Consider the following 23662-nt stretch of genomic DNA (forward strand, 5'->3'; position numbering starts at 1 on the left):
TACCGCCGCGCGCGTAGCAACGGCCATGGCCTCGGTCCCCGTCGAACTGCTCGTCGGACTCTACCTCGGCCTCCTGACGGGCGTCATCCCCGCGCTGGTCTCCTGGATGCTCGGCTTCGTCGTGCGCTACTTCACCGGCGTGTCGATCCCCGGATTCGCCGTGGTCGTCCTCGGACTCGCCATCGCGGGCGTCAACAGCGGCCTGCTCGCGCTCAGCGACCAGGCGGTGCTCGCCTCCGGGGAGCGCGTCGCCGTCGCCATCGTCGTCATCGTGATGATGTCGCTGTACGCCCACGCCCGCGGGGACGCCATGGCCGCGACGTTCCCCCGACGCGTCTCGCTCAAGTCCCTGCGCGACCGGACGCTCTCGGCTGACGTCGTCGAACTGGTCGGCGGCCGCGATGAGGTGCGCGTCCGCGTCATCGGCGACGTGGGTGACCTGGAGGGGTACCCGCCGCTGCCCGCCGACCTGCGGGGACGGATCCGCGCCGCCGAGTGGCGCCTCCCCGCCGACCTCCCGCTCTCGGAACTGGAGGCGCGCGTCGCCGATCGGCTACGGACCGAGTTCGACCTCGCCGACGCGCTCGTGCACATCGACGAGCGCGGCCGGGCGACGGTCAGCGCCGCGCCGCCCCTCTCGGGGCTCTCGAAGCGGATACCGCCGGGCTCGCGCGCCGTCTCGCTCGACGCGCTCGTGCCGACCGGCCTCGCGCGCGGCGACGAGGTGACGCTCCGCGACGGTGATCTCCGGGTCGAGGGGACGGTGGTGAGCGCTCGCTCTGCCGGAAGTGGACCGGCGGACGACGCCCCCCGCCGCGCCGACGTCCCGCCGGCCGCCGTCGAGGAACCGGCCGACTCGGACGACGCGGCCGACGCGGACGACGTACCCGACCCCGTGGTCAGCGCGCCGACGACCGCGGGCGGGGCGGGGCGGGTCACCGTCGCCGTCCCGCCGGCCGACGCGCGCCGCCTGCTCGGCGGCGGGACGGCGACGGTCGTCGTCGAGGCGCGCGGGACCCGACGCGAGTTCGAACTGCTGGCGGTGCTCCGGCGCGCCGGCCAGCGCGTCGCTCGGATCGCCGTGGGCGACGGCCTGCTCGCGGATCAGACCCTCGGGACGCTGGCCGTCCGCGACGAGTACGGGGTCGCCGTGCTCGCCGTCAGGCAGGACGGTTCGTGGCGGTTCGCCCCCCGCGGATCGACCCGCCTGCGCGCCGGGGACGAGCTGTACGCCGTCGGCGAGCGCGACGCCCTCTCGCGGTTCGCGGAGGTGGCGAGGTGACCCCCGTGCAGCTGCAGGTGGCTGCGCGCGTGGTCGCCGAGGCGGCGCTCGTCGTCAGCCTCGGCCTCGTCGCCGGTGCCGTCGCCGCGGGCGTCGCCGTCGCCCACCGGTGGTACGCCCGCGGGGGGATTCCCGAGGGGCTCGCCGTCCTCGCGGGCGTGAGCGTCGTCGCGGTCGCGCTCAACACGACCGCGGTCCTCGGCGGCGTCATCGACGGCGTGGGGACGATCGACGAGACGAAGGCGCTCGTGAACGTGGCGGCGTTCCTCGCGGGGGCGGCCGCGGCCGTCGCTGGCGCTCGGGTCGGCGACGCCCTCGCGGTGAACGTCTTCGAGGAGGACCTCCCGGAGGTGGGTCGCATCGTCCGGAGCGTCGGGCGACACATCACCGTCACGCTCCCCGAGGAGATCGCGGACATGGACGACCACGACCCGGTCCCGCCGGAGGTGAAGGCGGAACTCGCGTGCCGGTCGCTCTCCTTCCCCCGCGGCCTCACGGTCGACGAACTGCGCTCGCGGCTCGTCACCCGTCTGAAGGCGGACTACGGCGTCGGCTACGTCGACCTCGACATCACGGAGGACGGCGAGGTCGAGTACCTCGCCGTCGGCAGCCGCGTCGCGGGCATCGGACCGACGCTCGCGCCCGGGAGCGCCGCCGTCGCGGTGCGCGCCGATCCGGCGTTCAGCGCCAGCCCGGGCGACCTCGTGCAGGTGTGGGACGACGACCCGCTCGCGCTCGTCACGTCGGCCGAGATCCGCGCGGTCGCGGGCGAGACGGTCACGCTCGCGCTCGACGCGTCCGACGCCGACCGCCTCGACTCGAGTGACCGGTACCGGCTCGTCACCCTCCCGGCCGAGGCGCGCTCGGATCGCGAGTTCGCCGCGCTCCTCCGGGCGGCCGACGAGACGCTCGGCGTCGTCGCGGTAGCGGAGGGCAGCCCGCTCGCGGGTCTCGCCGTCGGCGCGATCGACGCGTCGATCGTCGCGATCCGCGGCGAGGAGGGCGTCGCCGCGCTCCCGAAGCGCGGCCGGCGGCTCGCCCCGGGCGAGACCGTGTACGCCCTCGCCCGGCCCGACGTTCTCAGGCGACTCGAATCGGCCGCGCGCGGCGAGGGGCGGCCGCCGCTGGCCGCCGAGGCGGAGGGGGCGGACGACTAGGAATACACCTAACTGTCCGCCGGCGATACGTCGGGTATGCACTGGAAGCTCTTCGCGAACCTCGCCGAGACCGCGGGCGAGCGGGAGGTGCCGCTCGACCTCGAGGCGGGGGCGACGTTCGGCGACGCCCTCGACGCCCTCTTCGAGCGCCACCCGGAACTCCGCGGGGAGGTGCTCGACGACGACGGCGAACTGCGGGGCCACATCCGCGTCCTGCGGAACTCTCGGAACCCGTTCGTGAGCGACGAGGGGTACGACACGGTCCTCGACGAGGACGACGAACTCGCCCTGTTCCCGCCGGTCAGCGGCGGGTAACGTCGATGCGGCGCGAGGCGAGCGTCCCGTCCCCGTCCTCCGGGCCCGTGACGAACGGGCGGGCGCGTCAGCCGATCGTCGGGGTGTCCGGGACGGCGACCGTCAGCGGGTCGTGAGGTCGGCCGCGAACACGAAGTCCGGTTCGTCGCCGATGCCCGCACGGGCGTAGGCGGCGTCGGAGACGGCCTCGACGGTCTCGGGGACGAGCACGCGCGTCCGGTCCGCACCCAGGGCCGCGGCGTCGGCGGCGACGGCCGCGAACAGCGACCGCGCGTGGTCGTGGTCCTCCCACGCCCCGACGCCGTACTCCGCCCACGTCTCCGTCTCGCCCGCCTCGTCCGGGCGCTCGTACGTGCGCGTCCGGTAGGTCATCGCGCGCGTCCCGCCGTCCTGCACGGCGAACAGCCCCTCCCCGTCCGCCGCGCGGCGGAGGCGTTCGCGGGTGACCTCCGACAGCGCCCACGACTCGCCCGTGTCGAGGCCGAGGCCGTGGAGGTGCTCGCGCGCGGGGCTGTCCGTCCAGTAGGTCCACGCGGCGTCCGGGTCGGCGACGACCGGGTGATCGGGGGTCGCGTCGGCGTCGGGTTCGGGGTGCGCCCAGCGGAACTCGGTCTCGGGCTCGAACCCCGCGGCGCGCGACTGGCCGATCCCCGCGACGTTCCACGAGAAGACCATGTTTCGACAGACCGTCGCGCCCGCCGCCGCGGCCCAGTCGAACACGGCGCGGGTCAGGTCGAGGCTGACGCCCTCCCCCCGGAAGTCGGGGTTGACGCGCATCCCCTGGGCCCACGCCTCGGTCGGGGAGAGGAGCACGCTCTGACAGATGCCGGCGATCTCCCCGCCGGCGTCGAGGACGAGCGTCCGCTGGTCGTCGCCGTCGCCCTCGATCCAGTCGTCGAAGACGTGCTCGATGTAGTCGCCCGCGCCGCGGTCGGGCCACGTGTCGGCGGTAAACGCCACGACCGCCTCCCTGTCCTCCGCACGCGCGCGGCGCACCTCGACGGCGTCGGTCACGTCCACGGCACCGACCGCTCGGTCAGCTCGCCCGCGATCGGCGTCCGCATCGTCTCCTCGACCGCCTCGGCGTTGGCCAGCGCCCACATCAGCTTCACCTTCGCCGTGCCGGGGAGCATGTCCTCGCCCTCGACCACGCCGGCCGCTATCAGGTCGCGGCCCGTGTCGTAGACGCGGTCGCAGACCCGCCCCGCGAGACACCCGCTGGTCATGACGACCACCGTCCCGTCGTCGATCATCGACTCGATCTCTGGGATGAGGTCCGTGTGGACGTGTCCGAGGCCCGTCCCCTCGATCACGAGGCCCGCCTTCCCCGCGCAGCAGTCGAGCAGCGCCTCGTCCATCCCGGGGGTGAACTTCAGCAGTTCGACCTCGGTCTCCAGGTCGGGCGCGATGGCGAGTTCGACCCCGCCGCGCGGGGCGTACTCGCGGTCGAACGTGACCGCCTCCGTCCCGTAGTCGACGTGCCCGAGGGGCTCGTTGCCGACGGTCTCGAAGGCGTCGCGCCGGGAGGTGTGGTTCTTGCGGACGCGCGTGCCCCGGTGGAGCGCGCAGCGGTCGTCGCTCTCGGTGGCGTGCATGCAGACGAGCACCTCCGCGCAGTCGGCCTTCGCCGCCTCGACCGAACAGACCGCGTTCATCACGTTGTCCGAGGAGGGACGGTCGGCCGAGCGCTGGCTGCCCGTGAAGACGATGGGGACGGGCGTGTCGAGCACGAACGCCAGCGCGCTCGCGGTGTACTGCATCGTGTCCGTGCCGTGCATGACGACGACGCCGTCCGCGCCCGCCTCGATCTCCTCGTACACCGCCTCTGCGAGCTCCCGCCACACGTCGGGCGTCATGTTCTCCGAGAGGATGTTGGCGACGACGCGGCCGCGGTAGTTCGCCCGCCCCGCGAGGTCCGGAACGGCGCGGAGGACGTCCTCCGCGGTGAACTGCGCCGTCACCGCGCCGGTGCGGTAGTCGACCGTGGAGGCGATCGTGCCGCCGGTCGAGATGAGCGCGATCGTCGGGAGGTCCTCGTCGAACGCGACCTCGGAGGTCGCCTCCTCGCCGCCGGCCCCGCCGACCTCGTAGACGTCGGATTCGAACACCGTCACGTCGCTTCCCTCCCGGTCGATGCCGACGTTGTACCCGCCGTCGAGTTTCACGACGACTTCCTCGGCCGTCGTGGACGGCATGAGGACGCCCTCGTAGACGCTGTCGCCGCGCTCGACGCGCACGCGGTCGCCTGGATTCATGGGTCACCCTTCTCCGAGCCGGAACTTAACCCCACGGAAGCGCCCCGAACCGGGAAAAGGCACATATCCCGGCGCGCTAAACACCCGGTATGTCGCGAACCGACGACCTCCTCCGGGAGCTCGAGACGAGCGAGGGCGGACGGTCGCGCGCCGCCGACTCGGAGGGGCGGAGCCGCCGCGCCCGCCTCCTCGGCCGGGCGAAGGGGCTGTTCTCCCCGAGGTACTTCCTCGTCGCGCTGGTGCTCACCGCCGTCGGGCTGGTTCTCGCGAGCGCGTTCCTCCCGTTCGTCCCCGGAGCGGGGCTCGTCGGCGTCTTCGTCGCCGCGTTCGGCCTCGGCCTGCTCTCTGGCCGCCGTCACTACCTCGAACTCGCCGTCGCGGGCGCGTTCGCCGCGACGCTCAGCGTCTTCACCGACTACGTCGTGTTCGCGCTCGTGGCCGACGCGGGCGCGACCCTCGCCGCGGCGGGTGCCGGGGCGGGCGCGCTCGTCGCGCTGGTCGGCCACTACTTCGGGCGCGACCTCCGGTCGGGGTTGACCGCGGACCTCTAGCCGCTTCCCAGCCGCCAGCGGTCCCCCTCGTCTTCGACGACGCCTCGTTCGGACAGGCGGCGCAGCGCCTCCTCGACGAGCTCCGGGGCGGCGTCCGCCCGCCGGGCGATCTCGTCGACCCGCTCCGCGCCGTTGGCGAGCGCCGCGAGGACCTCCGCGTAGAAGCGCGCGTCGGTCCCTCCCGGCGACCCGAGGCCGGCGCTGTTCTGAACCTGCTCGGAGATGCCGTCCATCACCTCCGTCAGACGCCCCTGCACCCACCGCTGGGCCATCGAGAGTTCGCTCGAGAGCTTCTCCAGCCGTTCGAGTTCGGCCGCCAGTTCGACCAGTTCGGCCGCGTCGTCGGGGTTCGACACGTCGATCGAGAGGTACCGACAGCGCGTCATGTCCAGGCCGCGACTGGCGGGGTAGGCGCTCTTCGCGCCGAAGCCGTACGGCGAGACGCTCACCTCGAGACGGAGGTTCCGCGCGATGGAGAAGTACTTGCGCCGCTGGTCGTCGACGCGCGAGTCGACCAGTCCGGCCTCCTCGAGCTTTCGGAGGTGGTCGATGACCGCCTTCGGGCTGACCCCCAGGTACTCGCTGATCTCGGTGACGTAACAGGGTTTTCGAGCCAGCAGGCGGAGAATGCGCCGACGGTTCTCGTTCCCTAGCAGGTCGAGCAACGCGGCGGAATCCATTACCTCAGGTAAGTCGCCGTCGGACAAAACGGTGACGCTCCGGTCACGACGGACAGGTCAGCGGAGGAGCGCGCTGAGCGTCCCGTTTACGGTGTCCTCGACGGTGCCGAGGGGATCGCTATCGTTCGAGTCGGTCGATCCGTCGGAGCCGGTCGAACTGGTCGAATTGGTCGCGTTCGACCCGTTCGAATCCTCCCCGGCGGCTTCCGTTCCGTCGCCGACGATCGGGAGCGACCCGTTCGAATCGTTCGAATCGGACGCGGGCTCGCGGGGCGGGTTCTCCGCCGACGGGGTGTCGGTGGTCACCCGTCCCGGCGTCCGGTCCGGCCCGTCGCCGTCGGCGATGGCGGGTGCGTCGGGAGTCGCTCGGTCGAGCGTCACGGTCCGCTGCTGCAGTTTCACGAGGCCGGGTGCGTCGGTCGCGGTCCGGTTCGACGCGTCGACCGCGTCCTCGATGTCCGTCCTGAGCGCGTCGATCTGCGCCTCGATGACCGCCTTGCGGATCTGCGCGCCGACGGTCGCCCGCACGCCGGCCTCCGATCGGCTCTCGTTCAGCGCATCGATGCGGCGCTCGAGCGCCCGCTCGCGCTGCTCGAGGAGTCGCTTCCGCTCCGCCTCGCTCTTTGCGTTCTCGAACGCGGCCTCCCACATCTCCCGATCGACCTCGTGTTGCGTCTCGACGGCGCTGACCTGCATGAACGAGGAGATGGTGGTTCCGAGACTCCGATTGGTCTCCTCCGGTTGCGTCGCCGACCCCGCGGTCGCCCCCGCTCCGCTGAGCGCCGCGGCGACCGTGACCAGGAGGACCGTCCCCAACGTGATCGCAGCCCCCTTCCTGAGCATCACCTCTCGATTACGGGTACTGGCTTAAAAGGGGGTGACTCCGTTCGGACCGTTCAAATCGGACAATGACCCATTAAACGGTCCTTTCATCCTTATCGAGGCGGCTAAACGCCGACGAGGCGAGCCACACGCTGACGAACGTCGTGAGGACGGTGAGCAGCGGCAAGGCGAGACCGGGCTCGTACCGGAGCGGGGGATAGAGGAGACACCGTCGGCCCACGCGCCCGAGCGCGCAGCTACCGATCACCGCCGCGAACCCGTAGTCGACGAAGTCGTTGAGGAGCGCCGTCCCCAGCGCGAACGCGAGCGCGCCCCGCGTGGTGCGCCCGAAGTGCGGCAGGAGGTACGCCTCGCCGATGAACGCGAGGTGGGTGAGCATGATCCCGAAGTAGGCCCACGCTTCGGGGAAGTAGAGCGAGACGCGGAGGTTGAGCGCCACCGCCGTCCAGAGCCCGTACTTCACCAGCCAGACGAACGAGAGCGTGTGGAGGTAGGCGAGCGGTCGGTTGACCGGAGCGTCGCGGAGCCGCCGGCCGAGGTTCGGCAGGAGCGTCGCGAACGACAGGGCGGCGAGGAAGGTCGCCGCCGGGGAGTCGGCGTAGAGCGGCCAGACGAACGTGTTCACCCCCGGCATCGTCTCGACGTAGTAGCGGACCCCCACGAGCACCGCCGCGACGTTCGCGACGAGCAACCACACCAGACTCGGCGCGTTCTCGAGGTAGTACCTCGCCCACCGGTCGGGGATCATACCGGAGACCGGTCGCCCGCCGTGAAAGCGATGTCGACTGAAAGCGCGCCGTCATAAACGTTCCCGGAAACTCTTATGCGTGCGACTGATTAACATCCGGATGCACCGATGTTCGAACGCTTCTCCGGTGGATACTATCTCGGACGGTTGTACGTCGAGCCGTACGACGGCGACCGGCCGGTCATGCAGCGCGCGCAACACGAGTGGGTCAACCGACGCTACTACGCGTCGGGGGAGGGGATAGAGCGACTGGACTCGCCCCTCGTGATGAAACTCGGTACCCGACACCTCGCGGTCCACGGCGAGGGCGGGATCCCCGAGGGGACGCTCGCCGTCCCCGCGGACCTCGTCGAGGAGGAGGACGACGACCTCCCCGACCTCCGCGAGGTGCTGCTGGCGAAGGTAGACCGCGCCGCGCAACTGCTCGACATGGGCGCTCCCGTCGGTATTTAGTCACGCCCCTCCCTCGGTCCGGGCATGCTCGACCGGTTGCTCGGTCGCGAGGGGCTCCGCGACCGCATCGACGACCTGGAGGAGGAGCGCCGCCACCTCGAACGACGGCTCGACGCCGAACGCGAGCGCCGCAGCGAGGCGGTCACCGCCCGCCAGGAGGCCGAAGAGCGCGTCAACCGACTGGAGGATCGGATCGCGGGGCTGCGCGGCGAACTCGACGAGCGCGACGCGCCCGACCTCGCGTTCCGCCACCGCGAGGCGATGGGCCGTCGCCGCACCGAATCGGTCCTGGATCGGCTGGAGTGCGTCGCGACCGGGCCGGAGGGCGCGCTCTCCGCGATGGTCGCGGACGGGGGCGAGGTGCCGGGTCCCCTCGCGGACCTGCTGGGCGAGCGGCGGGCGCTGGTCGCCCGGGCGGCCCCGTGCCTCGTCTACGCCGACGACGCCCACCTGGTGGGCGTCGCGCTCTCGCCGCCGCTCGCCCCCGACCCGTTCTGCGAGTGGGGCGACGGCTTCCGCGTCGAGCGCGAGTGGTTCCTCCCGTCGGGCCGCCACGCCCTCGCGCTCGTGCGCGCGGACACCTTCGCGCTCGGCGTCTACGACGGCGACGAGCGCGTCTCCTCCGAGGGGTTCGAGAGCGACGTGAAGGAGCAGCACTCGAAGGGCGGCTTCTCGCAGGGGCGCTTCGAGCGCGTCCGCGACGGGCAGATTCGCGACCACCTCGACCGCTGTGCGGAGGCGCTCGACCAGGTGGGCGGGATCCCCCTCTACGTCGTCGGCGAGCGCACCGTCCTCGATCGGTTCGCGGACCGCGCCGCGGTCACGCGCGCGGTGGACGCGACGGGCGACCCGGCGGACGCGCTCGCCGACGCCCGCCGCGCGTTCTGGCGGACGCGCCTGGCGGCGCTCTGACCTACTGTCGGCCGTACCGCTCCGCGATCCCCGGTATCACGGACACCGGATGTGCGATGGGGACGTCCCGCCGACAGTACACCGCTCGGGCGATCACGTGGTGCTTAATGCCCCCCGCGCGGAGTGGTCGGTATGCGACTCGCGGTACTTGCACACGGGAAGTTCCCCGACGACGCGAAGACGGCGGTCGGACTGCTCCGCTACGGCGACCACGACGTGGCGGCGGTCCTGGATAGAGACCTCGCCGACGGGCGGTCGGACGCGGCCGCCGGCGCGCGCGTCTCCGACTACCTGCCGGACGTTCAGGACGCGCCCGTCGTCGCCGGCATCGACGACGTACCCGAGATCGACGCGCTGGTGATCGGCATCGCGCCCATCGGCGGCGGCTTCGACGAGTCGTGGCGCGACGACGTGCGCGGCGCGCTCTCCCGGGGCTGCGACGTCTGGTCGGGGCTGCACTACTTCCTCTCCGAGGACGAGGAGTTCGCCCGCCTCGCCGACGAGCACGGCTGCGAGCTGTGGGACGTGCGCCGGCCCCCGGCCGACCTCACCGTCGCGGAGGGCGTCGCCCGCGACCTCGACGCGACGATCGTCACGACCGTCGGGACGGACTGCTCGGTCGGGAAGATGACCGCCACGCTCGAACTCCTGGAGGCGGCCCGCGACGCCGGTCTGAACGCCGGGTTCGTCCCCACCGGACAGACGGGGATCATGATCGAGGGGTGGGGCATCCCCATCGACCGGACGATCAGCGACTTCACGGCGGGCGCGGTCGAGCGGATGCTGGTCGAACGGGCGGCGGAGTACGACTACCTCCTCGTCGAGGGGCAGGGCTCCATCGTCCACCCGGCCTACTCCGCCGTCACGTGCGGCATCCTCCACGGCTCGATGCCGGATCACCTCGTGCTCTGTCACGAGGCGGGCCGCGAGGTCGTCCACGGCTACGAGGCGTTCGACCTGCTGGAGCCGGGGGCGGCCGCCGCGCTCTACGAGTCGCTGGCCGAACCCGTCCACCCCGCCGAGGTGGTCGGCGGGGCGGTCAACACCGCCGGCATCGCGGACGACGGGGCGGCCCGCGAGGCGCTCGCCGACTTCGGCGACGCCATCGACGCGCCCGCGACCGATCCGGTGCGCTTCGACGCGGACGACCTCGTGGAGGCGATCAGGTGACGCTGACCGCGGCGTTCGAGCGCGTCTCCCTCCCGCTCGCCCACCCGTTCGGCATCTCCCGGGGCACGCAGACGACCGCCGAGAACGTGGTCGTGCGAGTGAGCGACGGCGAGCGCACCGGCGTCGGGGCGGCCGCCCCCTCGACCTACTACGGCGAGACGGCCGCCACCGTCGAGGCCGTCCTGCCCGACCTGCTCGACGCGTGCGAGGCGGTCGACGACCCGCACAACCTGGACGGGATCGACGCCCGACTCGACGCGGTCGTCGGGGACAACCCCGCCGCCAAGGCGGCCGTCCGCATCGCCTGCTGCGACCTCGCGGCCAAGCGCCTCGACGTACCGCTCTACCGGCTGTTCGGCCTCGACCCCGGCGAGACGATCACCTCCTCGTACACCGTCGGGATCGACGAGACGGACGTGATGCGCGAGAGGGCGGAGGAGGCCGTCGATGCGGGCTACGCCGTCCTCAAGACCAAGGTCGGGACCGACCGCGACGAGGAGATCCTCGAGGCCGTCCGCGGGGCCGCCCCCGACGCCCGCGTCCGCGTGGACGCCAACGCCGCGTGGACGCCCCGCGAGGCGGTCGAGATGAGCGAGGTGCTCGCCGCCTACGACGTGGAGTTCCTCGAACAGCCCGTCTCCCCCGCGAACCCGGACGACCTGCGGTACGTCTACGAGCGGTCCGCGGTGCCGATCGCCGCCGACGAGTCCTGCGTCACGCTCCCCGACGTGCCGCGGGTGGCGGACGCCTGCGACGTGGTGAACGTCAAGCTGATGAAGTGCGGCGGGCCGCGGCAGGCGGTCGAGATGATCCACGCCGCGCGCGCCCACGGCCTCGAGGTCATGCTCGGGTGCATGATCGAGACGAACGCGGCCATCGCCGCCGCCTGTCACCTCGCGCCGCTGCTCGACTACGCCGACCTCGACGGCTCGCTGCTGCTCGCGGAGGACCCCTACGAGGGCGTCCCGCTGCCCGACGGGCGCATCGACCTCTCGGGCGTCGACGCGCCCGGCACCGGCGCGCGGGCGCGGTAACTGCGTGATCGCGCGCACTGACCGCGCGCACGGGGTGCGCGTCCGCGACGGCACCTTTCAAGTCCCCCCGGCCCGCGGTGGGACACGATGACAACCGACGTGGATCTCGTCCTCCCGGTAGGCGACTACGACGACCTCGACCCGCTGGTCGAACAGGTACAGCGCGCCGAGGAACTCGGCTACGCCCGCGTCTCGCTCCCTGAGGTCACGGGCCGGGACGGCGTCTCGCTGCTCGCGCACCTCGCCGCGCACACCGACCGCATCGGCCTCTCGAACGACGTCTTCTCGCCGTATTCGCGCTCGCCCGCGCTGCTCGCGCAGACGGCGACTACCCTGCAGGAGCTCTCCGGCGGGCGCTACCGCCTCGGCCTCGGGACGAGCTCGCCGCCGGTCGTCGAGCGCTGGCACGGGCGGTCGTTCGACCGGCCCCTCCGGACGCTCCGGGAGGCCATCGAGGTGATCCGCGAGGTGGAGTCCGGCGAGCGCGTCGAGTACGACGGCGAGGTGTTCTCGGTCGGCGGCCTGGCGCTCACCTGCGAGCCGCGCCCGACGCCGATCGACGTGGCGGCGCTCGGCCCCAAGGCGGTCGAGCTGACCGGGCGGTTCGCCGACGGCTGGGTGCCCCAGCTGTTCACGCCGGACGGCCTGCGCGAGCGCCTGGGGGACCTCCGGCGCGGGGCCGAACTCGGCGGGCGCGACCCCGACGACCTCCGGGTCGCCCTGACGCTCCGCTGCTGCGCGCTCGACGACGGCGACCGCGCACGCGAGGTCGCCCGCGGGCAGATCGCCTTCATGATCGCGACGTACGGCCCCTACTACCGCGAGTCGGTCGCGCGACAGGGCCACGCCGACGTGACCGACGAGATCCGCGACCTGTGGCGCGAGGGTGACCGCGAGGCGGCCGTCCGGGCGCTGCCCGACGACCTCCTCGCCGACCTCGTCGCCGCCGGGACGCCCGAGGAGGTGCGCGCGACCGTCGAGCGCTTCGCGGCGGTCGACGGACTCGACGCGGTCCGCGTCGGCTCGTTCGGTCGGCTCTCCCACGAGGAGCGCCTGGCCACGATGGACGCGCTCGCGCCGACGACTGTCGACTTTATCGAGTAGTCCGATCCCTTGCAAATAGGTTGTCTAGGGGTACTATAGCGCGGGGGAGTGATAAAGTGACAATCCAAGGAATGCTTTTAGGGCACACTCCCGTGGGACCGACTACCATGTCCGATGCCGACTCCCACCGAACCGTCGAACTGTTCGTGCGGTCGCTGACCTCGAGCGAGCGGCAGGCCGGCCTCTCGGCGGCGATCGACCGCCTGTCGCGCCTCGAATCGGAGGGGCACATCGACGGGTTCGCCGTCCGCGTGTGGGGCGACGGCGTCTGCCTCTCCGGTCCCGCCGCCGAGACCGAGACGGCGGCCGAGATCCGCGAGCGGGTCGAGGAGTTCGCGGAGTGGGCGGAGGCGTCGGGCGTCGAGCTCCCCGGGTTCGAGCGCCGCGAGACGCGGTCGATGGTGACCGATCGGTGCCACGAGAACCTCACGCTTCCCGTCATGGCGCTCGCGGATCGGACGGACGACGACCTGACGTTCGTCGCGCCCTGCGTCGACGGGGGGACGGTCCGCACGGTCGGCGATCGACTGGCGACGCTGGCGGGCGAGGACGCGAAGCGGGCGCGGGGCAGGTCGGGAGCGTCGATCCAGGCGGACGACTAACGCACAACTAACGCACGACTCACGGACGGTTGACCGGACGCTTCGTATCCCCGTGGCGGCGGCGTAGCACGGTCTCAATACACTTATCCCGCGTCATCGGCTTCCTCGGATATGGGCGAAATCACGGTTACGTTGCCGGACGGTTCCGACCTCTCGGTGGACGAGGGGTCGACCGTCGAGGACGTGGCGTACGCCATCGGTCCCGGTCTCGGGCGGGACACGGTCGCGGGCGTGGTCGACGGCGACCTCGTCGACCGGGCGACGCCGGTGTACGACGGCGCGCGGATCGAGATCGTCACCGACGGCTCCGACGAGTACGTGGACGTCCTCCGTCACTCGGCCGCGCACGTCTTCGCGCAGGCGCTCCAGCGCCTCCACCCCGAGGCGAAGCTCACCATCGGACCGTGGACGGACGAGGGCTTCTACTACGACGTCGCGAACGTCGACCTCGACCAGGACGACCTCCGCGAGATCGAAGCCGAGATGGCCGCGATCGTCGAGGCCGACTACCCCATCGAGCGGGTCGAGCGCTCCCGCGAGGAGGCCCTCGAGATCTACGAGGACAACCCCTTCAAGCGCGACATCCTGGAGCACGAGGCCGCGGGCGAGGACCCCGTCACCTTCTACGTACAGGACGGCTGGCAGGACCTCTGCCGTGGTCCCCACGTCGAGCGCACGGGCGACGTCGGCGCGTTCACGCTGCTCGACATCTCCGCGGCCTACTGGCGCGGCGACGAGGACGAGGAGACGCTCACCCGCGTCTACGGGACCGCGTTCGAGGACGAGTCCGACCTGGAGGCGTTCCTCGAGCGGCGCGAGCAGGCGAAGGAGCGCGACCACCGAAGGCTCGGCCGCGAACTCGACCTCTTCTCCATCCCCGATCACTCCCCCGGGTGCGCCCACTACCACCCCAACGGGATGCGGATCCGCCGCGAACTCGAGGAGTACATCCGCGGGCAGAACGACCGCCTGGGCTACGAGGAGGTCTGGACGCCCGAACTCAACAAGGCGGACCTCTGGAAGCCGACGGGCCACTACGACAACTTCACCGCCCAGGGGGAGATGTTCAACTGGGAGCAGGACGACACCGAGTACGGCCTGAAGCCGATGAACTGCGCGAACCACGCGTACATCTACGGCCGCGAGAAGCGCTCCTACCGCGACCTGCCGATCCGGTTCTCGGAGTTCGGCACCGTCTACCGTAACGAGCAGTCCGGCGAGCTCTCCGGCCTGCTCCGCGTCCGCGGGCTGACCCAGGACGACGGCCACGCGTTCATCCGCAAGGACCAGATCCGCGAGGAGATCACCCGGACGCTGCGCGTCATCGAGGACATCTACGGCCACTTCGACCTCGACGTGCGCTACAAGCTGGAGACGAAGGGCGACAACGCCGTCGGCAGCGACGAGATCTGGGGGGAGGCGACCGAGGCCCTGAAGGACGCGCTCGAATCCGAGGGCCTCGAACACGAGATCGAGGAGGGCGAAGCCGCCTTCTACGGCCCGAAGATCGCCCTCGACGCCATCGACGCCATCGGACGGGAGTGGACCATCGGCACGGTGCAGCTCGACTTCAACATCCCCGAGCGCCTCGACCTCGCCTACGTCGGCGAGGACAACGAGGAGCACCGCCCGGTGATGGTCCACCGCGCGCTGCTCGGCAGCTTCGAGCGGTTCATGGGCGTCATGATCGAGCACTTCAACGGGAAGTTCCCGCTGTGGCTCGCGCCCGAGCAGGTCCGGGTCCTCCCCATCACGGACGACAACCTCCCCTACGCCGAGGAGGTCGCGGGCGAACTCGAGCGTGCGGGTTTCCGCGTCGGCGTCGAGGACCGCTCGTGGACCATCGGGCGGAAGATCCAGGACGCCCACGAGCGGCGGGTGCCGTACATGCTCGTCCTCGGCGGCGACGAGGAGGAGTCGAACACCGTCTCCGTCCGCGACCGCGAGGAGCGCGAACGCCAGGACGTCCCCCTCGACGCGTTCCTCGCGCACCTCGAGACCGAGCGCGACGAGAAGCGCGTCGAACCGGACTTCCTCGACGAGTAGTTCCCTACTCGTCCCAGTCGATGTCGCTCGACTGGTCGGTCTCGCGGAGGATGAACGGACCGATGGCGAGCGTCCGCTTCGCCACGGTGCCGATGCGGAGGATGTAGGACAACAGCACCGCGAACGGCGTCAACGTCAGCGCGGCGGCGGCGTTGACCACCCACGCGAGGTCGTCGATCCCCAGCGTGACGCCCGTGAACGTGCCCGTGTCGACGTAGAGCAGCATGCCGAACGTGACGACGAGCGCCGGCACCGAGGCGTAGAGGATGACCCGCGAAAGGTCGACGAGCTCCCACTGGAAGTAGAGCGTCTTCACGTGCTCGCGGGCGGGGCCGAAGAACTCGAGCACCTCGATGAGCGTCTCGAACGCCTCGTCGGCCTCGTCGTCGAGGCTGTCCTCGTGGGTCCGCCGGAGGCGCTGGGCCTCGTAGATCTTCCAGGAGTAGTTGAAGTCGAGCGCGGCGAACAGCACGTCGAACGTGCCGAACTGCGCGCCCTCCAGCTTGTTGCCCACCACCGTCGCCTGATCGGTCAGGCCGTCGACGTACTCGTCGGTGTACTCGCGGAGTTCGTCGTCGGTACAGTCCGCGACCGCCTCCTCCAGTCGGTTCGCGTACGTCTGGATGCCGTCGACGATCGCCCCGAGGAACGACGCGGGCTCGGGCGGGCTGATCTCGGTGTCGAGGAACGCCCCCACGTCCTCGCGGAAGTCGATCGCGCCCTGCATCCGCTCGCGCTGGTCGCCGAGCGGCCCGAGCTCCTGGGAGATGACGAGCTGATTGATCGTGACGACCAGCGTCACGCCGGTGACGATGGCCCCGACCATCGGCGAGAAGAGCCACCACGTGGCGTTGTGGTCCCGGACGGTGATCCGCAACGGGGTGAGCCCCAGCGCGCTGAACACCGTCAGCGCGAGGAAGACCCCGGCGACGACGACCCCGGCGACGGCCCACCGGGGCGCGTCCATCAACAGCCAGATCTTCCAGCGGCTCTCCTGGACCCGCCCGCGCATCGTATCGCTCGGCTGTGAGGTGTCGTCGTCGCTCACCGGGCGCTCCCCCCGCGGACCGACCGCACCGCGGCGACTCGGCTCCCCGTCATGGGACGGGGGTCCCCCGGACGAGGAGGCGGACCGAGTCGACGAGCGCGTCGGTCGCGTCGATGGCGTTGACCGTGACCGGCTTCCCGACGGGGACGCTCATCGTCGCGCTCGTCTCGCCGCCCGAGAGCGTCCCCGTCCAGAACGCCGTCCCGCCCTTCGGGACCACCGTCAGCGTCCGCACCTTTCCGCGCGTCGTCGCGGCGTCCGTCAGCGAGGCGCTCACCCACGCCCGGTTTCCCCCCCACGACAGCGAACTCTTCGAGGAGAACGACGAGAAGACGTTCGACTCCGAGACTCCCTCCGCCCGCACGGACAGGCCGGTCGTGACGCACCCCGCGCTCGCGACGGCCACGGTCCCCGCGAGCGTCCGAAGCAACCGGCGACGCGAGCGTCGCGATCCCAACTGATCGGCGTCGGTCATGCGACGGCCTACTCGCGCCCCGGATAAAACGTGCCCGCCGGCGCGACCGATCCGCGGTCGCGCCGGCTCAGCTCGACGACTCGTCGTTCCGGTCGGTCTCGCGCTCCGTCTCCGTCTCCGCCTCCGGCTCGGCGTTCACTTCGGCTTCGAGGTCCTCGACGGTCGTCTCGACGTCGGTCCCGGCCGCCTCGCCCCCGTCGCTGCCCGCCGAGGGACGTCCCATCTCGGCCCGGAGGGTGTCCAGTTCGGCCTCGACCTCGCTGTCACTGCTGAGTTGTTCCAGTTCGCGGTCGATCTGGTCCCTGTCGGAGAGCACGTCGTCGAGCGCGCCGGTGTCCTGGAGTTCGTCCATCGCCGCCGCGCGCGCCTCCATGTCCTCGGTGCGCTCCTCGGCGCGCTCGATGGCGCGTCCGAGGTCGGCCATGTCGTCGCCCGCGCCCGTCATCGCCTCGGAGACGCGCGCGCTCGCCTCGGCGGCCTCGTAGCGCGCCTTCATCGACTCCTTCTTCGTCCGGAACTCCTCGATGCGCGATTCGAGCTGGTCCTTCTTCTCGACCAGCGAGTCCTGCGTCCCCTGCAGGCTGGCGATCTGTCCCTCGAGCTCCTCGATCTGGTTCATCTTCTGTTTCTTCTTCTCGAGGGCCTTCCGCGCGAGGTCGTCGCGGTCCTGCCGCACCGCCTCGCGCGCCTGCTCGTTGTGCTTGTCGATGTTCTCCTCGAGCCGACGCTTCTGGATCTCGAGGCGCTTCTTCTGGGTAGTCAGATCGGCGATGCCCCGCTTTACGTCCTGCAGCTCGTCCCGGAGCTGCTCGTAGGAGTAGTCGAGGGTCTCCGTGGGGTCCTCCGCTCGGTTGAGGAGGGCGTTTATCTTCGAGCGGATGACGTACGAGGTCCGTGAGAGGATGCCCATGGGCAGGTTTTGTCACCCCTGCGTATTAAAATGCGTACCGCGAACTCGACCCATGAGCGAACCGATCGTACTGGGCGGGGTCCGCGACGCGCGCGGCACCCTCGACGCGCCCGACGCCGACGCCTGCGCGGTCGCCTGCCCGCCCCACCCCCAGCTGGGCGGCCACCGCGGCGACCGCCGACTGACCGCCGTCTCGGACGCCCTCGCACCGGACGTCGCCTGCCTGCGCTTCGACTACGGCGCGTGGGACGAGGGGCGCGGCGAGCGCGCGGACGCCGTCACCGCCGTCCGGTGGGCGCGCGAGCGCTACGACCGCGTCGGGCTGTTCGGCTACAGCTTCGGCGGGGCGGTGGCGCTGCTCGCGGCCGCGGAGTCGGACGTCGATGCCGCGAGCGCCCTCGCGCCCGCCTCGCGGCTCCCGGCGGGTCTCGACGCCGCGGCGGCGCTCGACGCGATCGACTGTCCCGTACAGATCGTCTACGGCGAGCGGGACACGACGGCGGAGTGGGAACCGGTCGTCGAGCGCGCCCGCGAACTGGGCTACGAGGTCGAGGCGATGCGCGCGGACCACCACTTCGTCGGGCAGGGCGAGAAGGTCGCCGGGCGGGTGGCGGCGTTCCTGCGGCGGACGCTCTGAGCGCCGGCGCGCGGCGGGAGTGTTTGGTGCCGTTCCGTGTTCGTGGTCGCTACGTGGTTCCCGGCGCAGCGTCGTCGAACTGCGGGGCAGGTCCATTCCGACCGAGCGCCAACACGCCCGCAGCGAGCAATAGGACGAGCGCAAGCGCGCCACAGAGACCGACGAACCCGATCGGTTGCAGATACGTCGCGACGAGCGGCCCGAGGCTCGCCCCGATGAATAGGATGCACGTGTACAGCGCGACCGCCGCGCCACGTGCCGAAGCTGCCGTCTCCCCGACGAAGCTGATGAGTGAGGGTACCGCCGCTGCGATCCCCGTGACGAAGACGATGCTGCCACCGACGAGCACGGCCAGCGATCCCGCGACAGCTTCGATTCCGAGTCCACCAGCGGCGAGAACGAGGCCACCGATAACGACGCGAGCGCTCCCGTAGCGCACGACTAGCCGCCCTGCGAGTGGTGAAAGCACCATCCCGGGGATACCGGCGAGACGCACGAGCAGGAGTTGCTCTGGACCAATCCCGAAAGTCGTCTGGAGATACGGCGCGAGGCCACTATACATTCCGACGAAGGTGAACAAGAGGGTGAACGCTACGAGGTAGGCCGCGAGGAGGACGCGATTCCGCAACAACCGTCCCATCCGTGCGTACACCGTCAGGAGACTAGTCACGGACTGGTCCGCCGCGCTCCCGGTTCGCGGGAGTACGTAGAGGAGTACGACGAAGACCCCGTATATCGCGGCCAGCCCCCAGAATACCCACTCCCACCCGACTGCCAGCGTCACAGCGTCGGCGTAGACCTGTCCAGCGATCCCGGCGACGAGAAAGCCCGTCGTCGTCACGGCGATTCCTGTGGCGCGGATCGACGCCGGGAGGATCTCACTGAGGTATGCGAGGGCGGCAGGGGCGAACGTCGCGGCAGTGATACCCTGTACGACGCGAAGTCCGACGAGGACTTCGAATGATGGACTGAAACCGACTGCGAGCGTCGAGAGCGCGAGCGCGAGCAGGCCGGGAACCATGATCGTCTTCCGGCCGTACCGATCGGAGAGCGGCCCGAAGACGAGAAAGCCGCCGGCGTAGGCGAGACCGAAGGCGGTTCCGAGCCACGACGCTTCGGCCTGTGAGAGATCGAAGAGCCGTCGCATGGTCGGAAACAGTGGGATCGAGACGTACTGTTCCGAGACGACGGCGAGTCCGGTCAGGGCGAGAATCGCAACCGTCGTCACCGCACTGAGTCGGTTACGCACGTTCATCGATGCCTCCCGTTACCCGGCGGTGTTCCGATGAGCCGTTTACGACCGACCGTATTAGCGGCCGTCCCTGGCCGTTCACGCAGTCGTTTTCGGGGTCGATGTGATCTGTCATCTGCGCGTTCGTCTACGACGCTCGCCGGCAAAAGGAGTCAAGTTAGTGACATAGTACCCGGTACGAGCGGTCGCACTGGGTGTCACCTCTCGCACTCAGCCGCGACCGAGTAACCCCGGCGCTCGGGAGCGGCTATGTCACACTCCCGTCCCCACCCACCGCTACGCTTTTCGGTGCGAGAATCGCACTAAGAGTCATGACGGACGCGACGCGCGATGCAGAGGCGACGGAAACCGGGACGTTCGTCGACTCGATGGACGACAAGTATCTCGGAGTTCGGGAGAAACGGGAGCTGTTCAACCTCCTCGGTAAAGCCCATACGATGGAACTCATCCACGTGTTCGTCCGTGAACCTGGCCCGTGGCGATTCAACGAACTACGCGAAGTAGTAGGGGTCTCACAGAACACGCTGTCGGCCCGACTCAGCGAACTCCTCGAAGCAGATCTCCTCACACGTCGGTCGTACGATGAAATTCCGCCGCGGGTCGAATACCGGGCGACGGAGAAGCTCACTGACCTCAGGCCGGTGTTCCGGCACCTCTCGGAGTGGGCAGAACAGTACGACCACTGAGGCGTCTGATACTGTCCCGGGTGGTTTTCAGGGCGTGAGTCACCGCGTCGCGCGCGCGAAAACGTCAGCCTCTCTACTACCCGGATGAGAGCCGCTGATCTCGACGAGCGCGGTATCGAACGTCGGAGTGACACCGACTGTCGAACCTCACCGGTCCCGAAACCGTTTTCACCGCGACCTGCACACCCTCAGTATGCCGACAGCGCCCACGGAGTACGACCCCACGTTGGGCAAGAAGTTCATTTTCGTCACCGGCGGCGTGATGTCCGGGCTCGGAAAGGGCATCACCGCGGCGAGCACCGGCCGCCTCCTGGCCAACGCGGGCTTCGACGTGACCGCGGTGAAGATCGACCCCTACCTGAACGTCGACGCGGGCACCATGAACCCCTTCCAGCACGGCGAGGTGTACGTGCTGCGAGACGGCGCGGAGGTCGATCTGGACCTCGGAAACTACGAGCGCTTCCTCGACATCGACATGACGGCTGACCACAACGTCACCACCGGGAAGGTCTACCAGCACGTCATCGAGAAGGAGCGCGCCGGGGACTACCTCGGCAAGACCGTCCAGATCATCCCGCACGTCACCGACGACATCAAGCGCCGCATCCGCGAGGCCGCGGCGGGCCACGACGTCTGCATCGTCGAGGTCGGCGGCACCGTCGGCGACATCGAGGGAATGCCCTTCCTCGAGGCCCTCCGCCAGTTCGTCCACGAGCAGGAGCCGGACGACTTCCTCCTGCTGCACGTCACGCTCGTCCCCTTCTCGAAGAACGGCGAGCAGAAGACCAAGCCCACCCAGCACAGCGTGAAGGAACTGCGGAGCATCGGTCTCCAGCCGGACGTCCTCATCGGGCGCTGCGAGGAGCCCCTGGCGGACGACGTGAAGCGGAAGATCGCGCTGTTCTGCGACGTGCCGACCGACGCCGTGTTCTCCAACCCCGACGTGGAGGACATCTATCACGTCCCCCTGACCGTCGAGGAGGAGGGACTGGATCAGTACGTGATGGAGGAACTCGGGCTGGCCGAGCGCGCCCTCCCGTGCGAGGACCGGGCGACCGGATGGCGCGACCTCGTGACGCGCGAGCGGACGGGCGAACTCGACGTCGCGCTCGTCGGCAAGTACGCGCTCGATGACGCCTACCTCTCCGTCCACGAGGCGCTCAAGCACGCGGGGCTCGAGCACGGCGTGGACGTGAACGTCCTCTGGGTCGACGCCGACGAGATGGACGCGGACCACCGCGCCCGCCTCGAGGGCGCGGACGCGGTCATCGTCCCCGGCGGTTTCGGGGTCCGGGGCACCGAGGGGAAGATCGACGCCATCCGCTACGCCCGCGAGCGCGGCGTCCCCTTCCTCGGGCTGTGTCTCGGCTTCCAGCTCGCGGTCGTCGAGTTCGCCCGCAACGTGGCGGACCTCGACGGCGCGCACTCCACGGAGCTCTACGAGAACGCGTCCACCCCGGTCATCGACCTCCTGCCCGAGCAGTACGAGGTCGAGGAGATGGGCGGGACGATGCGCCTCGGGGCCTACGAGACGGACGTCTCGCCCGGGACGCTGGCTGCCGACCTCTACGGCGACTCCTGCGTCGAGCGCCACCGCCACCGCTACGAGGTGAACCCCGAGTACATCGACGACCTGGAGGACGCGGGGCTGGTCTTCTCCGGCCGCGTCAACAACCGCATGGAGATACTCGAACTGCCCGACCACCCGTTCTTCTTCGGCACGCAGTTCCACCCCGAGTTTCGCTCCCGCCCCGGCCGGGCGAGCCCGCCGTTCCTCGGGCTGCTCGCCGCCGCGCTCGACCGCGAACCGGCCGAGACCGAGGGGGTGAGCGCCTGATGGTGGACGTCGAGTCGTTCATCGACGAGGCGACGGCCGGGATCCGCGAGACGGTCGGCGACGCCCACGCCGTCATCGCCCTCTCGGGCGGGGTGGACTCCTCCGTCGCCGCCGCGCTCGCCTACGAGGCCATCGGCGAGCAGCTCACCCCCGTCTACGTGGACACCGGGCTGATGCGCAAGGGCGAGACGGAGGCGGTCCGGGAGACCTTCGACTACATGGAGAGCCTGCGGATCGTCGACGCCCACGAGCGCTTCTTCGAGCAGCTCGCGGGCGTCACGGACCCCGAGGAGAAGCGCCACGTCATCGGCGAGCAGTTCATCCGCGAGTTCGAGCGCGAGGCGAGGGACACGGGCGCGGACTTCCTCGTCCAGGGGACGATCTACCCCGACCGCATCGAGAGCGAGGGCGGCATCAAGTCCCACCACAACGTCGGCGGCCTGCCGGACGTCGTCGACTTCGAGGGGATCGTCGAACCCGTCCGCGACCTCTACAAGGACGAGGTCCGGGAGGTGGCCCGCGCGCTCGGCCTCGAGGAGGTCGTGGCCGAGCGGATGCCCTTCCCGGGGCCGGGGCTCGCCGTCCGCGTCGTCGGCGAGGTTACCCCCGAGCGGGCCGAGGTGGCCCGCGAGGCGTGTCACATCGTCGAGGAGGAACTCGAGGAGTACGACCCGTGGCAGGCGTTCGCCGCCGTCGTCGGCAAGGGGACGGGCGTCAAGGGCGACAACCGCGTCCACGGCCACATCGTCGCCGTCCGCTCCGTGGAGTCGCGCGACGGGATGACCGCGCGCGCCCAGGAACTCGACTGGGAGACCCTCCAGCGCATCCAGAGTCGCATCACCGGCACGGTGCCGACCGTGGCGCGCGTCGTCTACGACGTCACGCACAAGCCCCCGGCGACCATCGAGTACGAGTGACCATGCAGGCTATCATCGTCGGTTCGGACCCCGAGGACCTGGCCGCCGCGCTCGAAGCGCACGACGTGACCGTCGCCAACGCCGCGGGCACCGCCGACAGGGAGGCGCTCCTCGACGCGGGCGTCGAGGACGCGGACCTGCTGGCCGTGACGGACGTCGGCCTCGCCACCTCCATCCCGGTCGCCCGCGAACTGAACCCCGACGTGCGCGTCGTCGTCTACGCCCGCGACTCCGTCCCCGAGTTCGTCCGCGCCAGCACGGCGCTCATCGTCGATCCCGATCTGATCGACCCCGACACGGTGGCAGAGGAACTGGTCTGACCCGGCGATCGGGCCCTCCTAACATCTTAGACGTCTAAGAACTATTCTCGGACCGCATCGCGCGCCCCCCGCACGTCGCCGTGCTCGTTGTAGGCGGTCATGAGGTCGCGCGCGACCGCCATCGCCGCGTCGCGCCCCTGGACCTCGGCGGCGGCCTCGGCGCGCCCCGGGTCGAGCGTGGTGCCCCGGCGGAGGGCGACGCGCCAGCGGTCGGGATCGTCGTGGGAGACGTTCTGCCCGTAGGGGACGATCTGGACGCTCACGTCCCCCTCCTCCGACTCGTAGAGGATCGGCGGTCGGGGGTTGTACCGCTCGGTGACGTTCCGGTCCACGTCGCTCTCGCGCCACCCGTCCGGGAGGGATTTCTCGCTCATACTGGACGTTTCGTCCGCCAGCCGCGTAACGCTGGGGGCGGCGATTGCAGGGTC

The 23662-nt window shown here is 70.5% G+C and carries 26 protein-coding genes; 16 read left to right on the top strand and 10 right to left on the bottom strand.

Features of this window, described 5'->3' with window-relative positions; genetic code table 11:
• The first annotated feature begins 25 nt into the window (after positions 1–25).
• Genes P1K31_RS00610 through P1K31_RS00620 form a run of 3 tightly spaced genes read left to right on the top strand, consistent with a single transcriptional unit; the run spans position 26 to position 2754 of the window.
• Complete coding sequence (locus tag P1K31_RS00610; protein ID WP_276304339.1) at positions 26–1282, top strand: potassium channel family protein; 1257 nt, start codon at positions 26–28, stop codon at positions 1280–1282.
• Positions 1279–2439, top strand: a complete 1161-nt coding sequence (locus tag P1K31_RS00615; RefSeq protein WP_276304340.1) for a DUF8167 domain-containing protein — start codon at positions 1279–1281, stop codon at positions 2437–2439. The genes P1K31_RS00610 and P1K31_RS00615 overlap by 4 nt, the downstream gene beginning before the upstream one ends.
• A gap of 36 nt (positions 2440–2475) precedes the next feature.
• The gene (locus P1K31_RS00620) at positions 2476–2754 is read left to right on the top strand and encodes a ubiquitin-like small modifier protein 1 (RefSeq protein WP_276304341.1); all 279 of its coding nucleotides are present in this window, start codon (positions 2476–2478) and stop codon (positions 2752–2754) included.
• Positions 2755–2856: 102 nt separating this feature from the next.
• Here P1K31_RS00620 and P1K31_RS00625 read toward each other — a convergent pair whose 3' ends face one another.
• A complete protein-coding gene (locus tag P1K31_RS00625; protein WP_276305757.1) occupies positions 2857–3768 on the bottom strand; it encodes a GNAT family N-acetyltransferase in 912 nt (303 codons plus the stop codon).
• Complete coding sequence (gene gatD, locus P1K31_RS00630; protein ID WP_276304342.1) at positions 3765–5009, bottom strand: Glu-tRNA(Gln) amidotransferase subunit GatD; 1245 nt, start codon at positions 5007–5009, stop codon at positions 3765–3767. The genes P1K31_RS00625 and gatD overlap by 4 nt, the downstream gene beginning before the upstream one ends.
• An 89-nt stretch (positions 5010–5098) precedes the next feature.
• Between gatD and P1K31_RS00635 the strand changes: the two genes are divergently transcribed.
• The gene (locus tag P1K31_RS00635) at positions 5099–5560 is read left to right on the top strand and encodes a DUF8526 domain-containing protein (protein ID WP_276304343.1); all 462 of its coding nucleotides are present in this window, start codon (positions 5099–5101) and stop codon (positions 5558–5560) included.
• On the opposite strand, the gene P1K31_RS00640 is transcribed toward P1K31_RS00635, so the two are convergent.
• The 3 genes from P1K31_RS00640 to P1K31_RS00650 all read right to left on the bottom strand — a co-directional run bounded on the left by P1K31_RS00640 (position 5557) and on the right by P1K31_RS00650 (position 7831).
• The gene (locus tag P1K31_RS00640) at positions 5557–6240 is read right to left on the bottom strand and encodes an ArsR/SmtB family transcription factor (RefSeq protein WP_276304344.1); all 684 of its coding nucleotides are present in this window, start codon (positions 6238–6240) and stop codon (positions 5557–5559) included. The two genes, P1K31_RS00635 and P1K31_RS00640, sit on opposite strands and share 4 nt — an antisense overlap.
• A 57-nt stretch (positions 6241–6297) precedes the next feature.
• Positions 6298–7083, bottom strand: a complete 786-nt coding sequence (locus P1K31_RS00645; protein WP_276304345.1) for a hypothetical protein — start codon at positions 7081–7083, stop codon at positions 6298–6300.
• Positions 7084–7156: 73 nt separating this feature from the next.
• Positions 7157–7831 (bottom strand): DUF1405 domain-containing protein, encoded by a 675-nt coding sequence (locus P1K31_RS00650; RefSeq protein WP_276304346.1) that lies wholly within the window; start codon positions 7829–7831, stop codon positions 7157–7159.
• Between the two features lie 108 nt (positions 7832–7939).
• Between P1K31_RS00650 and P1K31_RS00655 the strand changes: the two genes are divergently transcribed.
• The 7 genes from P1K31_RS00655 to thrS all read left to right on the top strand — a co-directional run bounded on the left by P1K31_RS00655 (position 7940) and on the right by thrS (position 15152).
• A complete protein-coding gene (locus tag P1K31_RS00655) occupies positions 7940–8284 on the top strand; it encodes a DUF5802 family protein (RefSeq protein WP_276304347.1) in 345 nt (114 codons plus the stop codon).
• Between the two features lie 24 nt (positions 8285–8308).
• Positions 8309–9196: a Vms1/Ankzf1 family peptidyl-tRNA hydrolase gene (locus P1K31_RS00660; protein ID WP_276304348.1), complete on the top strand. Its 888-nt coding sequence runs from the start codon at positions 8309–8311 to the stop codon at positions 9194–9196.
• A gap of 132 nt (positions 9197–9328) precedes the next feature.
• Positions 9329–10366: an N-acetyltransferase DgcN family protein gene (locus tag P1K31_RS00665; protein ID WP_276304349.1), complete on the top strand. Its 1038-nt coding sequence runs from the start codon at positions 9329–9331 to the stop codon at positions 10364–10366.
• On the top strand, positions 10363–11400 hold the full coding sequence (locus tag P1K31_RS00670) for a dipeptide epimerase (protein ID WP_276304350.1): 1038 nt from the start codon (positions 10363–10365) through the stop codon (positions 11398–11400). The genes P1K31_RS00665 and P1K31_RS00670 overlap by 4 nt, the downstream gene beginning before the upstream one ends.
• A gap of 87 nt (positions 11401–11487) precedes the next feature.
• Positions 11488–12504, top strand: coding sequence for a TIGR04024 family LLM class F420-dependent oxidoreductase (locus P1K31_RS00675; RefSeq protein WP_276304351.1), 1017 nt, complete (start codon positions 11488–11490; stop codon positions 12502–12504).
• 107 nt (positions 12505–12611) lie between these two features.
• A complete protein-coding gene (locus P1K31_RS00680) occupies positions 12612–13106 on the top strand; it encodes an HTH domain-containing protein (protein WP_276304352.1) in 495 nt (164 codons plus the stop codon).
• 111 nt (positions 13107–13217) lie between these two features.
• Entirely contained in the window at positions 13218–15152 is a 1935-nt protein-coding gene (thrS, locus tag P1K31_RS00685; RefSeq protein ID WP_276304353.1) for a threonine--tRNA ligase, read from the top strand.
• A gap of 4 nt (positions 15153–15156) precedes the next feature.
• Here thrS and P1K31_RS00690 read toward each other — a convergent pair whose 3' ends face one another.
• The 3 genes from P1K31_RS00690 to P1K31_RS00700 all read right to left on the bottom strand — a co-directional run bounded on the left by P1K31_RS00690 (position 15157) and on the right by P1K31_RS00700 (position 17585).
• Complete coding sequence (locus P1K31_RS00690) at positions 15157–16200, bottom strand: DUF7972 family membrane protein (RefSeq protein WP_276304354.1); 1044 nt, start codon at positions 16198–16200, stop codon at positions 15157–15159.
• A gap of 49 nt (positions 16201–16249) precedes the next feature.
• On the bottom strand, positions 16250–16675 hold the full coding sequence (locus P1K31_RS00695) for a hypothetical protein (protein ID WP_276304355.1): 426 nt from the start codon (positions 16673–16675) through the stop codon (positions 16250–16252).
• A 67-nt stretch (positions 16676–16742) separates the two neighbouring features.
• Complete coding sequence (locus P1K31_RS00700; protein WP_276304356.1) at positions 16743–17585, bottom strand: PspA/IM30 family protein; 843 nt, start codon at positions 17583–17585, stop codon at positions 16743–16745.
• Between the two features lie 52 nt (positions 17586–17637).
• Here P1K31_RS00700 and P1K31_RS00705 point away from each other — a divergent pair, with 52 nt between their 5' ends.
• Positions 17638–18222 carry a dienelactone hydrolase family protein gene (locus P1K31_RS00705; RefSeq protein ID WP_276304357.1) on the top strand — a complete coding sequence of 195 codons (585 nt, stop codon included), beginning with the start codon at positions 17638–17640 and terminating at the stop codon, positions 18220–18222.
• Between the two features lie 49 nt (positions 18223–18271).
• On the opposite strand, the gene P1K31_RS00710 is transcribed toward P1K31_RS00705, so the two are convergent.
• Entirely contained in the window at positions 18272–19477 is a 1206-nt protein-coding gene (locus P1K31_RS00710) for an MFS transporter (protein WP_276304358.1), read from the bottom strand.
• 308 nt (positions 19478–19785) lie between these two features.
• Here P1K31_RS00710 and P1K31_RS00715 point away from each other — a divergent pair, with 308 nt between their 5' ends.
• The 4 genes from P1K31_RS00715 to P1K31_RS00730 all read left to right on the top strand — a co-directional run bounded on the left by P1K31_RS00715 (position 19786) and on the right by P1K31_RS00730 (position 23234).
• On the top strand, positions 19786–20160 hold the full coding sequence (locus tag P1K31_RS00715) for a winged helix-turn-helix transcriptional regulator (RefSeq protein WP_276304359.1): 375 nt from the start codon (positions 19786–19788) through the stop codon (positions 20158–20160).
• Between the two features lie 193 nt (positions 20161–20353).
• Complete coding sequence (gene pyrG, locus P1K31_RS00720) at positions 20354–21997, top strand: CTP synthase (RefSeq protein WP_276304360.1); 1644 nt, start codon at positions 20354–20356, stop codon at positions 21995–21997.
• A complete protein-coding gene (guaA, locus tag P1K31_RS00725) occupies positions 21997–22914 on the top strand; it encodes a glutamine-hydrolyzing GMP synthase (RefSeq protein ID WP_276304361.1) in 918 nt (305 codons plus the stop codon). Before pyrG ends, guaA begins: the two co-directional genes overlap by 1 nt.
• A gap of 2 nt (positions 22915–22916) precedes the next feature.
• Positions 22917–23234 (top strand): DUF7126 family protein, encoded by a 318-nt coding sequence (locus P1K31_RS00730; RefSeq protein ID WP_276304362.1) that lies wholly within the window; start codon positions 22917–22919, stop codon positions 23232–23234.
• Positions 23235–23275: 41 nt separating this feature from the next.
• Here the strand turns inward: P1K31_RS00730 and P1K31_RS00735 are convergent, their stop codons facing one another.
• Positions 23276–23608: a hypothetical protein gene (locus P1K31_RS00735; RefSeq protein ID WP_276304363.1), complete on the bottom strand. Its 333-nt coding sequence runs from the start codon at positions 23606–23608 to the stop codon at positions 23276–23278.
• Between the last annotated feature and the right edge of the window lie 54 nt (positions 23609–23662).

Origin of the sequence: Halomarina halobia (assembly GCF_029338575.1) — an archaeon.
GTDB classification, from domain to species: Archaea; Halobacteriota; Halobacteria; order Halobacteriales; family Haloarculaceae; genus Halomarina; species Halomarina halobia.

Bases quoted from the DNA above. Each gene is read 5' to 3' on its own strand.
- P1K31_RS00610 (WP_276304339.1), top strand. From the start codon at position 26: ATGGCCTCGGTCCCCGTCGAACTGCTCGTCGGACTCTACCTCGGCCTC.
- P1K31_RS00620 (WP_276304341.1), top strand. From the start codon at position 2,476: ATGCACTGGAAGCTCTTCGCGAACCTCGCCGAGACCGCGGGCGAGCGG.
- gatD (WP_276304342.1), bottom strand. From the start codon at position 5,009: ATGAATCCAGGCGACCGCGTGCGCGTCGAGCGCGGCGACAGCGTCTAC.
- P1K31_RS00635 (WP_276304343.1), top strand. From the start codon at position 5,099: ATGTCGCGAACCGACGACCTCCTCCGGGAGCTCGAGACGAGCGAGGGC.
- P1K31_RS00640 (WP_276304344.1), bottom strand. From the start codon at position 6,240: ATGGATTCCGCCGCGTTGCTCGACCTGCTAGGGAACGAGAACCGTCGG.
- P1K31_RS00645 (WP_276304345.1), bottom strand. From the start codon at position 7,083: ATGCTCAGGAAGGGGGCTGCGATCACGTTGGGGACGGTCCTCCTGGTC.
- P1K31_RS00650 (WP_276304346.1), bottom strand. From the start codon at position 7,831: ATGATCCCCGACCGGTGGGCGAGGTACTACCTCGAGAACGCGCCGAGT.
- P1K31_RS00655 (WP_276304347.1), top strand. From the start codon at position 7,940: ATGTTCGAACGCTTCTCCGGTGGATACTATCTCGGACGGTTGTACGTC.
- P1K31_RS00660 (WP_276304348.1), top strand. From the start codon at position 8,309: ATGCTCGACCGGTTGCTCGGTCGCGAGGGGCTCCGCGACCGCATCGAC.
- P1K31_RS00665 (WP_276304349.1), top strand. From the start codon at position 9,329: ATGCGACTCGCGGTACTTGCACACGGGAAGTTCCCCGACGACGCGAAG.
- P1K31_RS00675 (WP_276304351.1), top strand. From the start codon at position 11,488: ATGACAACCGACGTGGATCTCGTCCTCCCGGTAGGCGACTACGACGAC.
- P1K31_RS00680 (WP_276304352.1), top strand. From the start codon at position 12,612: ATGTCCGATGCCGACTCCCACCGAACCGTCGAACTGTTCGTGCGGTCG.
- thrS (WP_276304353.1), top strand. From the start codon at position 13,218: ATGGGCGAAATCACGGTTACGTTGCCGGACGGTTCCGACCTCTCGGTG.
- P1K31_RS00695 (WP_276304355.1), bottom strand. From the start codon at position 16,675: ATGACCGACGCCGATCAGTTGGGATCGCGACGCTCGCGTCGCCGGTTG.
- P1K31_RS00700 (WP_276304356.1), bottom strand. From the start codon at position 17,585: ATGGGCATCCTCTCACGGACCTCGTACGTCATCCGCTCGAAGATAAAC.
- P1K31_RS00705 (WP_276304357.1), top strand. From the start codon at position 17,638: ATGAGCGAACCGATCGTACTGGGCGGGGTCCGCGACGCGCGCGGCACC.
- P1K31_RS00710 (WP_276304358.1), bottom strand. From the start codon at position 19,477: ATGAACGTGCGTAACCGACTCAGTGCGGTGACGACGGTTGCGATTCTC.
- P1K31_RS00715 (WP_276304359.1), top strand. From the start codon at position 19,786: ATGACGGACGCGACGCGCGATGCAGAGGCGACGGAAACCGGGACGTTC.
- pyrG (WP_276304360.1), top strand. From the start codon at position 20,354: ATGCCGACAGCGCCCACGGAGTACGACCCCACGTTGGGCAAGAAGTTC.
- guaA (WP_276304361.1), top strand. From the start codon at position 21,997: ATGGTGGACGTCGAGTCGTTCATCGACGAGGCGACGGCCGGGATCCGC.
- P1K31_RS00730 (WP_276304362.1), top strand. From the start codon at position 22,917: ATGCAGGCTATCATCGTCGGTTCGGACCCCGAGGACCTGGCCGCCGCG.
- P1K31_RS00735 (WP_276304363.1), bottom strand. From the start codon at position 23,608: ATGAGCGAGAAATCCCTCCCGGACGGGTGGCGCGAGAGCGACGTGGAC.